1 protein-coding gene is annotated in these 347 nt (G+C 59.1%); it reads right to left on the reverse strand.

Features of this window, described 5'->3' with window-relative positions:
- A partial coding sequence (locus QP381_RS08680; protein ID WP_285068561.1) for a hypothetical protein occupies positions 1 to 188 on the reverse strand: 188 nt, incomplete at its 3' end.
- Positions 189 to 347 lie beyond the last annotated feature (159 nt).

Here is a 347-nt window from a genome sequence, read left to right on the forward strand (position 1 = left end):
CGCCCGACCAGTACTTCCTTATAATCGCGTTCTGCAACGTAGAGGCGGCGTTCTGCCGCAGTCATCGTATAAACGTTATTCGGGTCGCGCCAGCCGCGTTGGCGAGCTTCTAATACGGCCTGCGTGGAGGCTTTTGCACGCCCACCTTTACCGTATTGGCCAAACCCCTCACGTGCCCCACGGAGCACCCCAACGGGGTTTTGCCCACCCGGGAGAATATACCCGTGCTCGCGAAGCAGCCTTTGAGCTTGCCCCCTATCTCCTTTCGCCCATTTGTAGATGAGCTCGGGGGTTGCCCTACGCTGGCCACGTTTTAGTATTCCTGCTGCGTGCCCGCGTGTGCTCAT

The sequence above is a fragment of the Pauljensenia sp. UMB6358 genome (assembly GCF_030216865.1).
GTDB classification, from domain to species: Bacteria; Actinomycetota; Actinomycetes; order Actinomycetales; family Actinomycetaceae; genus Pauljensenia; species Pauljensenia turicensis_A.